The following is a 14,415-nucleotide window of genomic DNA, read 5'->3' as shown; positions in this document are numbered from 1 at the left end:
TGCTTGTGCCTGCGAAACGTCGTACCCCAATCCGACGCCTGTTCGGCTACGGTTGTTGGAAAGCGAACATAGCGCGGTACGCAAACTTTGCGGCGTGGGCGCACGACAGGGGGCGTGATGAGTGCTACGACGACCTGTACCGGGCGGGACGCCGAAGACCCCCTCGTGGCGATCGCGGCGCGAGTCGGGTTCACCCTGGTCACCGGGGTCCCGGACAGTCCGCTGTCCGAATTCGCCAGTGCGCTGTCCGCGCTCGCCCCGGCGCGGCCGGGAGGTCTCGACTACGTTCCCGGCACCCGAGAGGACAGTTGCCTGGCGGTGGCCGCGGGCGAGGCGCTGGCTGGGGGCCGTCCCCTCGTGTTCATGAAGAGCGCGGGCTTCGGCAACTGCCTCGACGTGCTGACCAGTCTGGTCCAAGTGTACTCGATCCCGGTCGTGCTGCTCGTGTCCTGGGCCGGTCACGCCGGACGCGACGTTCCGCACCACAACGTGATTGGCGAGCCGCTGCAGGCGCTCTGCGATGCTGTGGGGCTGCCCACCCGTGTGGCGGCTCTGGACGACGCGGCCGACCTGGAGCTACAGCTCATGGCAGCCGCGGAGGCGGCAGCGCGGACGTCGGGTCCGGTCGCCGTGCTCGGCATCCCGGCGGGGTTGTGACCGTGCGCGCGCCGGCTCTCGACCGCGACGACGTCATCGCAGCAGTGCTGGCTTCCGCACGACGCGCGGGCGCCGCGGTGTTCACGAGCAACGGGAACAATTCCCGGGCCGCGTACCACCTCGGCGACCACCCGTCGGTGTTCTACGCGATGGGCAGCATGGGCCAAGTGTCGCTTCTCGCCGCCGGCTTCGCGCGCAGAACCGGCGTGCCGGTGGTGGCCATAGACGGTGACGGCGCCGTGGCCATGGGTGCGGCCGGTCTGCCGACCGCCGCGCGGATCGCCACGAATTCCTTCGTGCACGTGGCCATCGACAACTCCGTCTACGGCACGACGGGCGGCCAGCCCGTACCGGTTCCCCCGGGCTGGATCGAGCACCTCGCCCGAGGGGCCGGCTACGCGCGAGTCCTGGCGGTGCACGACGCCGACGAGCTGGCCTCGGCAATGCAGACCGGGTTCGCAAGCGGCGGCGCCACCTTCGTGCATGCCGTGGTGTCCACGGCGGCCGCCAACCACTATCCGCGGGTGGCGATGGACCCAGCGGATGTGACACGCCGATTCCGCGTCCACTGGGGCCACGACCCGGCCGGCTCCGGCGTCCGACTCTGAGGGCCGCGGGTCCCGCCGGGCGAACGAGCAAGCTCGTCGCCGCTCGGCTCGGTCGGGGCGGCGGGATTCGCCGACCGAGGTGCTCCACGAGCTGCGGCACGGTCACCGAGCGGGTCTTCCGGTCCGGGTGCCTATGTCCACACCTCGGACCCGCTCGTGGGCCGAGGCGAGCCAACTGACCCGTGAGGACCGCCTGGCCCAGGCGAACGCCGTCGCCGGCGTTCTGCGACCGGAGGCGCCGTATGTCGGACGCCGCCAAGGCGAACGTCCGACCGCCCACATCGTGGCCTGGGTCGACCACCGGCCACCCTCGCGGCGGTCGAGGAGCCGCTGGCCAGGGCCGCCCCGCCCGTGACCGGCCAGCGCTGCGGCCAGCCGCAGCAGCATCCACACCACCACCAGGGCGCAGACGACGCTGGCGGTCAAGAAGAACATCCACGCCCTCGCGGTTCGCCAGGCTTGGCTGCTTATTGGGCCGGTTCCCGAGTTGTTGAGCCGATTCCCGAGCACGACTGCTCCTCCTTCTCCTCGAATGCCTTCTGGCCTCAGTAGGGCTCGTTCTCGACTGTGCGAGCCCGGCACCCGAGCGGCGACGCATCGCCGCCGCGGTGTCGACCCACGCACGGTTCGTGTCGTGCATACTCAGCTCGACATCGACCAGGTCGACCATGAACGGGATGCCGGCCCTTCCAGCCGACCTTGAGCAGGAACTTCCCGCGGCCTCGCGGGATGCCCATCTCGCCGGGGTTGAGACCGCCGAGGTAGACCAGCTCCGAGCGCGCCACGACACCTAGGGAAGCGCTGATCTTTTCGGGAGTCCGGCCCGTCGTCTGGCCCGGCGGGCGCGACTGCGAAATCATGGGTCTCGTGGACCGTGAGCAGCCCTCCTTCACTGACATCGAGTACGGCAACCGTCGGCGGATATCGAGGCGTGAGCGGTTCTTGGAGCAGATGGACGCCACGATCCCGTGGCAGGTGTGGGTCGGGCTGATCGAGCCGCACTACTACCCGGATCGACCGGGCAAGTCTCGCCGTGGCCGTAAGGCCAAGCCGGTGTGAGCGTCCCGTGGAGTGGTGGGCTTTAGGGTCGGACGGCGGGGCTCCGAACGTGAGGGGGCCATCGGCGAGATCTTCGGTGTGAACGGTCAAGCACACATCGAAGAGGAGTCCACCGATGGCCCTATCCCAGTCTGCCCTGTCGGATTTGCTCGAAGCGTTCCGCGCCGGTGACGGCGTGGATCTGATTCGTGAGTCGGTTCGGGTCGCGTTGCAGGAGATGATCGAGCTCGAAGCAAACCGAACGGATCGGCGCAGCACCCTATGAGCGCACCGAGTCTCGCCTCACCGAACGCAACGGTCATCGCCCGCGGATGCTGACTACCAAGGCCGGCGACGTCGACCTGCGAATTCCCAAGCTGCGCAAGGGCTCGTTTCCTGCCAGTCATCCTTGAGCCTCGCCGTCGCATCGACCAGGCGCTGTATGCGGTCGTGATGGAGGGCTACGTCCACGGCGTCTCGACCCGAGCGGTCGATGACCTGGTCGAAGCGATGGGCGCCGACGCCGGGATCAGCAAGTCCGAGGTCTCCCGGATCTGTGCCGGCATCGACGAGCAGGTCGGCGCGTTCCGCACCCGCGTGCTGGACCACACCGAGTTCCCCTACGTCTACCTCGACGCGACCTACCTCAACGTTCGCAATGCCACCGGCCAGGTCACCTCGATGGCGGTCGTGGTGGCCACCGGGATCGCTGCGGACGGCTCCCGAGAGGTCCTCCGCGTCGATGTCGGAGACAGCGAGGACGAGACCTTCTGGCGCGGCTTCCTAACCGCGCTGAAGCAACGCGGCCTGCACGGCGTGCGGCTCGTGATCAGCGACCAGCACTCCGGGCTCGTCCAAGCGCTGAGGCGGTCCTTCCAAGGTGCCGGGCACCAGCGCTGCCGCGTCCACTTCGCCCGCAACCTGCTGGCCCACGTGCCCAAGTCCCACGGCGACATGGTCGCCGCGGTCTTCCGCACGATCTTCGCCCAGCCTGACGCTGAGGCGGTCAGCGCCGCCTGGGACGAGGTTCGTGACCAGCTCGCCAAGTCGTTCCCCAAGATCGGACCGCTGATGGACGAGGCGAAGGCCGAGGTCACCGCCTTCACCGTCTTCCCCCGAGCGCACTGGCAGAAGATCTGGTCGACCGACCCGCTCGAGCGCGTCAACAAGGAGATCAAGCGCCGCTCGCGCGTGGTCGGGATCTTCCCCAACCCCGCCGCCGTCATCCGCCTGGTCGGGGCCGTGTTGGCCGACATGCACGACGAGTGGCAAGCCGGTGACCGCCGCTACCTGTCCGAGGTATCCATGGCGCTGCTCTACCCCGACAGCGATGCTGGTCCCATCGCCGCGATCGACAGCGGCGAGTAGGCACCGAGGATCAACCTCAAAGCCCACCACTCAGCGGGGGCTCTGCCAAGCCGGTCGAGACGATGCTGCGGATGTACCTGCTCCAGGTCTGGTTCAACCTGTCCGACGAAGGTGTCGAAGACGCGATCTACGACTCCTATGCCATGCGCAGGTTCATGGGTGTGGACTTCACCGTCGAGCAGGTCCCCGACGCGACCACGCTGCTCCACTTCCGGCATCTGCTCGAAGAGCACAAGCTCGGCGAGAAGTTGTTCGCGGCGCAGAACGAGATCTTCGAAGCCGAGGGCTGGATCATGCGTGGTGGTTCGATCGTGGACGCCACGATCATCGCGGCTCCGTCCTCGACGAAGAACTCGACTGGGACCCGTGACCCGGAGATGAAGCAGACGAAGAAGGGCAACCAGTGGTACTTCGGGATGAAGGCCCACACCGGTGTCGACGCCGGCACCGGGTACGTCCACCCGGTGAGCGTGACCGCCGCGAGCGTGCATGATCTCGACGAGATCGCTCACCTGGTTCGTGGTGATGACGAGGTCGTCTATGCCGACGCGGGCTGTCAGGGTGCCCAGAAGCGGCCCGAGATCGCCGGCGATGAACATCTGGTAGGAGTGGAGTTCCTGATCGCTGCGCGCAAGACCAGGTTGAAGTCGATGCCCGGACCGGACCGGGTCGCGGCCTCGCGTCAGGCGTCGGTGCGGGCGAAGGTCGAGCACCCCTACCCGGTCGTGAAGCGGGACTTCGGGTTCATCAAGACCCGCTACCGCGGCATCGGCAAGAACCTCAACCATCACAACATGCTGTTCGCCTCCGCGAACTGGCTGATGCGGGCCCGGGCCGTCGCCCTGATGGGGTGACGGCCGGGCGTCAGCCTGCCTGAAACCGGTCCGCAGGCCCCGAACCAGGGCCCGCGAGACCAGGAGAGACGCCCCGAGGCCGTCCCAGAAGGCCCTGGCCCCGCAACTGGCCTGTAGATCAGCGTTTCCCTAGGCCTTGGCGGTGGCCTCCTCGGGGTGGACCTTGAGGTCGTCCATGCAGTGGGTGATGAGCAGCTGCCCGAGGTTCAGCGTGCGGTCCAGGCGGGTGATGTCATCGCCGCGGTCGACGAACGCCGCGGCCCGCAACGCGCGCCTCAGCTCGTCGATCACCGGTAGGTACGACCAGGCCCGCTTCGGCTAGCGCCTCCGCATCCGAGATCGTGGTCGAGCCGTAGGCCCAGCACACCGGCTGGACGCCGGCCGCCAGGGGGCGTCCATGCCGTCGAACTCCGAGGGGTCGAAGACCACGAGCCGGTCGAGCCGGAGCTCGGTGGTCGTCGGTTCGGCGAAGACCCGGCCGAAGGTCTCCGGGCCGCCGTCCAGCGCCATCAGCGCGTCGACGAGACGCTGGGTTCGCTCGGTAGATGTGCTTCTCGCCGCGGTCCTGGGCGTACTGGCGCAGCTTCTCGGGGCGAGACACGATCAGCTCGAGCACGTCGTGGATCAGTGGCACCTGTCGAGGTGCTCGGAGTCCACAGCTCCATCGCCTTTGATAGTTGGGACGCCTTTCTTGGCGTGCGCCGCCCGCAGCGAGTCCAACGAGTGTCGACGGAGCCCGCCGGTGCCACGCCGATCAAACGTCTGGCAGATCGAGGGGGGTTCAGTGCGCACCTGAGCTTCGTGACGGTTTCGATGCGCGTGATGAGCGCCGGAGATGGCTATGAGTACCTGCTGCGCTCGGTCGTGGCCGGGGACGGGAACCGTTCGCTATCGACGCCGTTGACGCGCTACTACGAGGAGGCGGGAACCCCTCCGGGCTACTGGCTCGGGAGCGGGGTTCACGCCTTCGGTGACGGCCAACTGATGCCCGGCGCGACGGTTGAGGAGGACCAGCTCGCGCTTCTGCTGGGCCAGGGGCGCGACCCGCTGACTGGGGACCAGTTGGGTCGGGCTTTCCCGAAGTACCAGTCCGTCGCCGACCGGATCGCCAGCCGGGTCGCTGAGCTCGATGCCGGGCTCACCGGGGAGGAACGCGACATCGAGGTCGCCCGGATCGAAGCTGAGGAGACCGAGAAGGGCAAGAACCGCGCCGTGGCGGGGTATGACTTCACGTTCTCCGTCCCGAAGTCGGTCTCGGTGCTGTGGGGCGTCGCAGACGCGGGCACCCAGGAGATGCTGGTCGAGGCCCATCATGCCGCTGTTGCGGAGGTCGTTGCGCTGCTGGAGCGCGAGGTTGCTGCCACCCGCACCGGTGTTGCAGCCCACGACGGGGCGGTTGCACAGGTCGACGTGGCAGGCGTCGCGGCGACGGCGTACGACCATTGGGATTCCCGCTGTGGCGACCCGCAACTGCACACCCATGTCGTCATCAGCAACAAGGTGAAGACGCTGTTGGACGGCAAGTGGCGCAGCCTGGACAGCCGCCCGATGCACGCCGCCGTCGTTGCTCTCTCGGAGCACTACAACGCGGTGCTGGCCGACCGGCTCACTGGCACGTTCGGGCTCGGCTGGGAGCAGCGCGCCCGTGGCGAAGACCGCAACCCGTCGTGGGAGATCGTCGGGGTTCCTGACCGGCTCTTGACCGAGTTCTCCGCACGCGGCCGGGCTATCGAGATCGAGAAGGAACGCCGCATCGCCGAGTACGTGACCCGATACGGACGGCAACCCTCACGCACCACCGTCATCAAGCTCCGTGCCCAAGCCACGCTTGCCACCCGTCCCGAGAAGCACGTCCATTCGCTCGCCGATCTGACGGCGGCGTGGCGCACCCGCGCCGCCCGGTTGCTCGATGAGGAGCCGACGCAATGGGCACGCAACCTCACCACCGGCCCTCCGGCCCAGGTGTTGCGTGCCAGCGAAGTACCGCTCGACCTAGTCGGCGACGTCGGTGAACGAGTGGTCGCCAACGTCAGCGAGAAGCGAGCCACTTGGCGGCACTGGAATCTCTGGGCAGAGGCTGGCCGGCAGACGATGGGCTGGCGGCTTGCCACGATTGAGGACCGCGAGGCGATCACCGCGATGATCGTGGAGGCTGCTGAGGGACGCTCTATCGCTCTGACCCCGGGCGAGCTGGCGCTTAGCCCGGCCGAGTTCCGGCGGGACGATGGCACGAGCGTTTTCCGGCCCCGGCACTCGGTCGTCTACTCCTCACTGGAAACCCTCGCTGCCGAGGACCGGCTGCTCGACCTGGCCGGCGACCGTACGGCTGCTGTGGTGCCGGCCGAGGTCGTCCGTGCGGTCGCTGACCGTCCTGTCCGCGGTCAACAGCTCAGTGACCAGCAAGCCGCCGCCCTGACCGCCATCGTCACCTCTGGGCGTCGGATCGACCTGCTCGTCGGCCCGGCGGGAGCGGGCAAGACCACCGCCATGCGAGCGCTGCGGTCGGCGTGGAGCGTGGAGCACGGCACCAACAGCGTCGTCGGACTGGCGCCGTCTGCCGCCGCTGCGCAGGTGCTCGCCGACGACATCGGCATCGCGGGTGAGAACACCGCCAAGTGGCTGCACGAGTACGACCGGGGACGCGCCGGGTTCGCCAAGGACCAGCTCGTCATCGTGGACGAAGCCAGCCTCGCCAGCACCCGGACCCTTGACCGACTTGCAGCCATCGCAACCACAGCAGGAGCGAAGCTGCTGCTGGTCGGCGATTGGGCTCAGTTGCAGTCCGTGGACGCCGGAGGAGCATTCGCTTTGCTCGCGTCCGCCCGAGACGACACGCCCGAGTTGCGCGACATTCACCGCTTCACCCACGAGTGGGAGAAGACTGCGTCCCTCGACCTGCGCGACGGCAACGTCGAGGCGATCGGCGTCTACTCCCGCGAGAAGCGCCTGCGCGAAGGCACCACCGACGAGATGATTGACGCCGCCTACCTCGCCTGGCGCGCCGACGCCCAAGCTGGACTCGCCAGCGTGCTCGTCACCGAGTCCAGCGAAGCCGTCGCAGCGCTCAACGCTCGCGCCCGCGCCGAGCGCATCCTCGACGGTGACACCGACGCCACCCGCGAAGCGGTCCTTGCCGACGGTGCGCGAGCCTCCGTCGGCGATCTGGTCATCACGCGGCACAACGAGCGCCGACTCCGTTCCATGCGGGGTGGCTGGGTTCGCAACGGCGACCGCTGGAAGGTCACCGATGTTCGAGGCGACGGCACCCTCGTCGTACGCCGCCAAGGACTCCGCTGGGCAGCCACCGTCGCCCTACCGGCCGACTATGCGGCCGAGCACGTCGACCTCGGCTACGCCATCACCGCCCACCGGGCTCAGGGAATCACGGTCGAAACCGCCCATGTTGTCGTCTCGGCCTCTACGACGCGGGAGAACCTGTACGTCTCCATGACTCGTGGCCGCGAGTCGAACACCGCCTACGTCGCGCTCGACAAGCCCGACGACAGCCACGCCGCGCCGCACCCCGACGACGTGAACGCCCGCACCGTTCTCTACGGCGTCCTCCAACATTCCGGCGTCGAGCTCTCGGCACACCAGATGATCGAGGCCGAGCAAGAGCGCTGGACCTCCATCTCCCAGATCGCAGCCGAGTACGAGACCATCGCCGCGACCGCGCAGCGTGATCGCTGGGCCACTCTCCTGAATGCCAGCGCACTCACGCCGGAACAAGTTGTGAAAGTGCTCGCCTCAGATGCGTTCGGGCCACTCACCGCCGCCTTGCGGCGAGCCGAAGCCATCGGGTACGACGTCGACCAACTCCTCCCACGACTCGTCAGCCGCCGCAGCCTCGACGGTGCCGTCGACCTGGCCGCCGTGCTCCAGCACCGCGTCGAGGCCAGCGCGAAGCAGCCGCCCGGCGGCCGACGTCGCAAGACGCCGAGACTGATCGCGGGACTGGTTCCCGAAGCCCAAGGAGACCTGGCTGCCGAGATGCGCACCGCGCTCGACGAGCGGCGCGACCTCATCGAGACCCGCGCCACCGAACTCGCTGAGACCGCTATCGCGGAGCGAGCGCCGTGGCTCAGAAAGGTCGGCCAGCCGCCGAGCGGGGCACGCGAACGCCAGCGTTGGCTCCAGCAGATCGCCGCTATCGCCGCCTACCGCGACCGCTACGGCATCACCGGGACCTCGATGCTCGGCGCACAGCCGGAGAACGAGGCACAGCGCAACGACGCCAACCGCGCCCGCGCGGCCGCCGAACGCGCCAACCAGATCGCTCGCAGCGCCTCCCCGGAAACAGCACGTACCAGCGCCCGCCGCGTCGGCTTGTAGCGGCGACTCGCAGTCGCCCGTCGCTCTTTGTCGGCGGGGTGGTCTATCGTCATAGACGAGGCAGCCTTCAAACGGCGCCGACGCTCACATAGCGACGGCATTGACCCTCCGAAGTCGGGACGGTCCTTCAAGGTTCTTGCTGCCGGACCCTTACGAGAGGACCGTCCAATGACCACCGCGATCTACACCCGCACCGCGCGCGCCAACGACGCCGGGCTCCAAGCCCAACGCGCTGCCTGCGCCGACCTAGCCAACAGGATCGGCGCCGCTGCTACCCAGGCCCGCGCCGCCACCGGCAGCCCGCGCCTCGCCCTCGACGGGCTCCGGGACTACGCCGCTGCTGCCGGTCGATTCGACTCGCTGGTCGTCGCCAGCCACGACCGACTCGCGCGCACCGCGGGCGACTTGGCCGACCTGCTGGATGACCTCGATTCCGCAGGCATTGCCGTCTACGTCGCAACGGCCGGAGACGAGCCGGTCGGTCCGGCCTCGCAGAATTCGTTTCTCCTGAGGCTCATGGCCGTAGTGGACGAGGCCGCCGACCGGCTGACCGAGGAGGGCTGAGCGCGATGATCCGCTTCGCCATCATCGCCACCGCACGAGCTGGGTGGTTTCTGCGCTGCTACGCACCCAGCAACATCATGCTCGACGCCATTCGTTCCCGGCGCGGCCTTAAGTGGGGCATCCCAGCCGCACTCGTTCTCGTGCCTGCCTACCTCTACGGGGGCAGCATCGCCATTACGCTGATCGAGCGTGGCGGCCCTGGGTGGCTGAACCTCGTCGTGCTGATCCTGATCTGGGACGCGCTGAAGTTCGCTGTAATGGCCCCGGTCAGCATCGCCTTGCTCGTGCGGACAAGGCTCGCCGAGCGGTCGCGCCGTACCTGCCGGCGGTTCGTCCCGATGGGTTGTGCGCCCGGCCGGGGAGTCGGTCCCTGGACGACCTCGGCGTAGCTCGATCTAAGTGAGGCGGCCCGGCATCAGCCGGCCGCCCCATGTGTGTTCAGGCCCCAGGGGGGAAACCGTGACCCGGCGCTGTCATCCGACGCTAGCCTTCACGCGTGACCGCCAGTTTTCCTGAGATCCCCGACCTCAAGGCCCTTGCAGCGCTTCTCGGGGTCGAGATTGATCCCGAGACGAAGCAGGAGGCGGTGCTCAACCTGCTTCTGAGCGCGCCCGGTGCCGATGAGTACCTGCGAACGAAGTACGAGGTGCCGTCGAGTCCTCCCGGCACGTTGGGGATGCTGGTCGGCAAGACGCGCATCTTCTTCAACCTGGAACGCTGCAAGCAGCTCAAGGGCGACGCAATGACCGCCCTCGCGGTCTATGCCACGACCCAGTCCGCACCGGTCGCGTTCTTCGCTGCCTCCGCTCGCAAGCTCTACGACAACCTCCTGCTGTTGACCGAGGATGAGGTCGAGGTTGTCCGCAGCTTCTTCTCCCTCAGCAATGGGAAGCCATACGACAACCCGGTCGCCGAACAAGCCCTGCGAGCCAAGTTTGCCGGCACCGCGATAGCTCTGGACGACCTACTCGACGGACTGGAGCGCAAGGGTGTCGTTTCTAAGCGCCGTGGTGGTTCGCTCATCCTCGTCTACTGATCCGGCGCTCAGGCGTGTCCCTCTCGTTCGTTTGCTCCCGTAGCCTCACCAATGCGCTGGGCGGCCGGCTTCTCGGCGCCTACGACGGCTCCGGCGCATGGCAGATCTATCTGTCGGAACTTGGCAATAGTGAAGAGCAGTTGTACGTCGAGATGCACGAGGGCATGCATCATGAGCTCCAAGCATCGACGGGTTGGGGCCTTGTGTCGGCGATGGCTTCGGAACTGGCGAGACGCGGGTTTCGACGGGAGCCGCTTGAGGCCGTGTTCCATCGCATGGTTGAGCACAGTCGAAGCGCGCACGAGATGTTCGCAACTGCTATCTCTAGCTTCGTCGTCGGGAAAGACCGTGCGCGTGAACTGCTCGTCGACAACATCTTGTACTCCGATTACCTGCGCCAAGCAGAAGGTCTTGTCCCGCGCTCCCAGGCACCTTCGGACCGCTTTCACCAGGCCGCGGTTGCTGCGGTCCTGCGAGCCGTGATGAGTCCTCAGAGCACCTTGCGCCTTCTCGCGGTCGGCTATGACCGCCTCCAGCTTGAGGACCTCGCCGACGACGTGAACACGCCTGAGGTTCGTATTGAGGCGTACTTAAGAGCAGCCACAGCAGACGGGTGGCTAGATCTCTTCGAGACCTTGACGACCGGCCACCCCGAACAGGTTCAAGGTCCCTGGGACGACAAGGGCACGACTTCCTGGCCGGACGAGGACTCTCAGGAATTTCAGGCCAGACGGACCTTCGAGGAGGAGATCCTCCTTCCCGCCTGTTATCGCCACGTCGAGCAGATTCTCGATAATGCCGGCTACCCGACTGTTCGTTTCGGTGCCCAGAGCGAGCTGGCCAACGGCGTCAAGGCTGCGGTCGACGCCGTCGACCCAGTTCTCGCCGCGCGCCTCCGGCTCGTCACCGAACGTCGACCCGTCGCCGATGACGGTCTGGAGTATGACCGCCAGCAGATCGTTCTCCGCAAGGCGCTCCCCGCTGTCGTACATCCATACACGAACGGGGCCTCTGACCGTGAGTTCTTGACATGGGAGGGGGCGAACGGGTCGACCATGCTTGGCATCTGGCTGAGCGCCCCCGCCCTGCGAAAGCAGTGGGCACTTGAGCCGGAGGACGCCGACTCGCTTCCCGGCACTGTGCGGGCACTCCTGCAGGTTGGCACCAATCGCGAGTCGGGCACTCCCATTGCAGTGATCGCCACTCTGCCGCAGACAGGACCCCGTGAGGCCCAGACCCTCATCGGTGAGTCCGTTCCGCTCGTGGTCGTGACCTCGCACTCATCGCTGGTAGACACAGACCTCGCCAACGAGCTCAAATCTGTCGAGCCCGTCTTCGTCCTAATGGATCTCCCGGTCGCACACCAGATAGCGGCCTGGATCGCACAGGGACTAGACGTCCGAATGGCTGCTTCGCCACTCGACGGAACAGCTACCGGACTTTGGCTCCTTGCCTTCGCCATCACCGAGATGCCCGCGTTCGTCTTTCTCAGCCTCGGAGGTAGCACGGGAGTTTCTATGCTGATCGAGCGACTGCGTCGCGCGCACGATGACGCGCTCCGTATCGACGCCGACGTACTCGTACTCCACGCGGCAGGCATCAATCTGGCTGTGGCCAAGATCCTGGCCTCGTGGCACGTGCTCGATCAAGACGGCATCGAGAGCACGAGCGCTGGAGGCTGAGCTGAATCCGCTACCCGCGCCCCGTGCCGCGCTTTGCATGCCCGTGGGCCTGGAGCGTGTCGCGCGACGCCGGCCGCTGAGATCGCACGCCCGATGGTGCGTTGGCTGACGCCGAACTTGTCGCCGATCTCCTCCAGCGTCCGGTTCTGCTCGACGTAAAGGGCGACGGCCTCAGCAGTCTGTTGTTCGCTCAGGCCCCGAGGTCGCCGAGCGCCGTGGCGGCGGAGGTGGGCTGTGACGGTGTTGCGATGAGTCTGGAACGCCGATGGGGGTCTGGTGGTTCGCGTCCTTGACGTCGAGCAACACATGCCGCCCAACGCGAGGATGCACCTCCGTCGCGGCGGAGCCCGATCACGACTCGGTGCTCGATGACGTCGGCGGAGACGCCTTCCTCGTCAGCGTCCTCTTGGGCTTCGCCGACTTCTTCGCGCTCGCTTTCGTCGACTTCGCGGCGCGCTCGCGCTCCTGGTACTCGCGGAGCATGCGCTTCAGTTCGCTCTCGCCGCCTTGCTCTGCTTCGGCCGCAGCTGTCTTGCGAGCCGCCTCCCGGTCGCGGTTCATCTGCTCGATCATCACCTCGGGGCGGGCATGACGGCGCAGCTTGTAGGTGTGGCGAACTCGTTGCCGCGTAAACGTCGGTGCGGGCGTATTGGTCACCAGCTGCTTCTTTACCGATATCAAGCCGCGGTCTTCAAGCTCGGCGGTTCCCTGCGAGCGGACGCTGGGGGAGAGGTTGAAGAGTCGCGGGAACCGCTCCGTGCTCCACCAGGTCCGTCGACCGTCCACGTTCCGCTCGGCGCTGAACACCAGCAGCATCGCGAAAGCTGCGGCCGACATCAGCTGGATGTCTCCGTTCGTCCACAGTTGCGGGGGCACTTTGAAGTAGCGGTGAAGCGCCTTCTCCTCCGGGGTCTCGGCGAGTGCGTACGCCGTGGAAGGCAGCGTGTACGGGGCGCCGCTCCCGGATTCCTCGAGCAACCGCACGATCGTGGATTCGCCGCGGCGCTTGGTGAGCTTCACCAGGTCGAGCTTTGCGAGCAGGTCAAGCGCACGGGTCACCCGGCGGGCGCCGAGGGTGGCGGGCTCCTCAAGGCCGAGCAGCTCGGCCCAGTGGCGAGCCAGGATGTCGGTCTCGAACGGCTCGGCCGAACACCGCCAGATCAGTGCCAGATAGAGCTTCAAGGGCACCGCACCGCCGCGGCCGCCCGCGATGATCAGACGCGCGAGCGGCGGCTTCGTGTCCGGATCGTCGTTGCGCACGAACGCCATCCGCATCGGGATCTCGATGCGCCGCCCCGCCTCCTCTGCCAGCAGTTTGGCGGCGTCAAGCGACGACTGCGGCGCCGTCGGCTCGACGACTTTCGCGCTAGCCTCGGAGACGATTCCTGAATCGTCCTTGACGACCTTCATGGAGTCCTCCATACCTCTCCGGTCTACGACGGTGTGTATCTGTGGCAACGACATAAGCGTACCGCATTGCAACGCCACCAGCGTCTAATGTGACTACGACTATCCAGTTTCGCGCGTCGCCGTCCTAACGAACATCATTGCACTTCAGCACGCCGCCGGTGCGGCCGTGAGAGGTATGCTTCTGCCAGGAACCTCAGCAAGGCGTCTTCGGCGCAGCGGTCAGCCCGGCAGCCAGTCGGGACAGTGGTGGCCGCGGCACCGATCCGGGTGCGGAAGTGGCCTATCTGACAGCCAGTCGGAAGCCGCGGTAGGCCGTCATGGAGCGCAACGAGAGGGACCAGCTGCCGCGTGACGATCGGTGACGACCTACGTCTTCACCGAGGCCATCAGTCAACCGTCTGGGTTGTCTCGTGGATCATCTCGGTGCCGGCGGCGGGGTGGGGTTGTCGGGTGGAACCGACAGCCCCACCTTCACTTCGGTGCGCGGCGGCCTGGCGGACGTCGCGGAACGCCCGCGCCCTCCAAGATCCTTCCAACAGTTCGCTGGCTGAGTTCGAGCTCACGGCCGACCTCCTCCATCGTGTATCCGTCGTCGACGTACAAGCCGATGACGCGCTCGGACCGTTCGTTGGTGACGCCACGCCGCCGGCCCTTCTGGCGCAGCAGGTGCTTGTTGACGGTCGCCGGGTGGATCCCGAAGCGCTTAGCCAGTTCATGCTTGCCTTCACCAGCCGCGTGCCGGCCAAGTAGGTCCTTCACCTGCGCAGGCGTCAGGCGGGTTTGAATTGTCGCGACTTCCCGCACAAGCCTCCCTGTCGGCGGGTTCGCAGGCGCGTCCGACGCCCTCGCCGCTGGTTGGGTCGCAC

Annotated in this window: 12 protein-coding genes and 1 pseudogene; 10 read left to right on the top strand and 3 right to left on the bottom strand. The window is 67.1% G+C overall.

Going from position 1 to position 14,415, the window contains the following annotated elements:
• The first annotated feature begins 117 nt into the window (after positions 1-117).
• The 5 genes and pseudogenes from QM638_RS15195 (at position 118) to QM638_RS15175 (ending at position 4,525) form a co-directional block, all read left to right on the top strand.
• On the top strand, positions 118-657 hold the full coding sequence (locus QM638_RS15195; RefSeq protein WP_415143124.1) for a thiamine pyrophosphate-binding protein: 540 nt from the start codon (positions 118-120) through the stop codon (positions 655-657).
• A gap of 2 nt (positions 658-659) precedes the next feature.
• Positions 660-1,265, top strand: coding sequence for a thiamine pyrophosphate-dependent enzyme (locus tag QM638_RS15190; protein WP_415143122.1), 606 nt, complete (start codon positions 660-662; stop codon positions 1,263-1,265).
• An 867-nt stretch (positions 1,266-2,132) separates the two neighbouring features.
• A complete protein-coding gene (locus tag QM638_RS15185; RefSeq protein WP_415143120.1) occupies positions 2,133-2,324 on the top strand; it encodes a hypothetical protein in 192 nt (63 codons plus the stop codon).
• Positions 2,325-2,439: 115 nt separating this feature from the next.
• Positions 2,440-3,671, top strand: a pseudogene (locus QM638_RS15180) (IS256 family transposase).
• Complete coding sequence (locus tag QM638_RS15175) at positions 3,605-4,525, top strand: IS5 family transposase (RefSeq protein ID WP_415143357.1); 921 nt, start codon at positions 3,605-3,607, stop codon at positions 4,523-4,525. Before QM638_RS15180 ends, QM638_RS15175 begins: the two are co-directional and overlap by 67 nt.
• Before the next feature lie 129 nt (positions 4,526-4,654).
• On the opposite strand, the gene QM638_RS15170 is transcribed toward QM638_RS15175, so the two are convergent.
• Positions 4,655-4,816: a hypothetical protein gene (locus QM638_RS15170; RefSeq protein ID WP_415143117.1), complete on the bottom strand. Its 162-nt coding sequence runs from the start codon at positions 4,814-4,816 to the stop codon at positions 4,655-4,657.
• A gap of 336 nt (positions 4,817-5,152) precedes the next feature.
• Here QM638_RS15170 and mobF point away from each other — a divergent pair, with 336 nt between their 5' ends.
• From mobF to QM638_RS15145, 5 genes are all read left to right on the top strand, one after another.
• Complete coding sequence (mobF, locus tag QM638_RS15165) at positions 5,153-8,857, top strand: MobF family relaxase (RefSeq protein WP_415143115.1); 3,705 nt, start codon at positions 5,153-5,155, stop codon at positions 8,855-8,857.
• 168 nt (positions 8,858-9,025) lie between these two features.
• Positions 9,026-9,421 (top strand): recombinase family protein, encoded by a 396-nt coding sequence (locus QM638_RS15160; protein WP_415143113.1) that lies wholly within the window; start codon positions 9,026-9,028, stop codon positions 9,419-9,421.
• Positions 9,422-9,426: 5 nt separating this feature from the next.
• The gene (locus tag QM638_RS15155; RefSeq protein ID WP_415143111.1) at positions 9,427-9,810 is read left to right on the top strand and encodes a sulfate permease; all 384 of its coding nucleotides are present in this window, start codon (positions 9,427-9,429) and stop codon (positions 9,808-9,810) included.
• 107 nt (positions 9,811-9,917) lie between these two features.
• Positions 9,918-10,457, top strand: a complete 540-nt coding sequence (locus tag QM638_RS15150; protein WP_415143109.1) for a hypothetical protein — start codon at positions 9,918-9,920, stop codon at positions 10,455-10,457.
• A 14-nt stretch (positions 10,458-10,471) separates the two neighbouring features.
• Positions 10,472-12,139, top strand: coding sequence for a hypothetical protein (locus QM638_RS15145; protein WP_415143107.1), 1,668 nt, complete (start codon positions 10,472-10,474; stop codon positions 12,137-12,139).
• A gap of 351 nt (positions 12,140-12,490) precedes the next feature.
• Here QM638_RS15145 and QM638_RS15140 read toward each other — a convergent pair whose 3' ends face one another.
• Both QM638_RS15140 and QM638_RS15135 read right to left on the bottom strand, forming a co-directional pair.
• Entirely contained in the window at positions 12,491-13,549 is a 1,059-nt protein-coding gene (locus QM638_RS15140) for a hypothetical protein (RefSeq protein WP_415143105.1), read from the bottom strand.
• A 471-nt stretch (positions 13,550-14,020) separates the two neighbouring features.
• Positions 14,021-14,353, bottom strand: coding sequence for a hypothetical protein (locus QM638_RS15135; RefSeq protein WP_415143103.1), 333 nt, complete (start codon positions 14,351-14,353; stop codon positions 14,021-14,023).
• Between the last annotated feature and the right edge of the window lie 62 nt (positions 14,354-14,415).

Origin of the sequence: Nocardioides sp., assembly GCF_047606145.1 — a bacterium.
In the GTDB taxonomy this organism is placed as follows: Bacteria; Actinomycetota; Actinomycetes; order Propionibacteriales; family Nocardioidaceae; genus Nocardioides.
Note: the sequence above shows the minus strand (reverse complement) of the source record. Positions and strands in the feature narration are given on the sequence as shown.

Coding starts and splice junctions, on each gene's coding strand:
- QM638_RS15155 (WP_415143111.1), top strand. CDS start 9,427: ATGATCCGCTTCGCCATCATCGCCACCGCACGAGCTGGGTGGTTTCTG.
- QM638_RS15160 (WP_415143113.1), top strand. CDS start 9,026: ATGACCACCGCGATCTACACCCGCACCGCGCGCGCCAACGACGCCGGG.
- QM638_RS15195 (WP_415143124.1), top strand. CDS start 118: ATGAGTGCTACGACGACCTGTACCGGGCGGGACGCCGAAGACCCCCTC.
- QM638_RS15140 (WP_415143105.1), bottom strand. CDS start 13,549: ATGAAGGTCGTCAAGGACGATTCAGGAATCGTCTCCGAGGCTAGCGCG.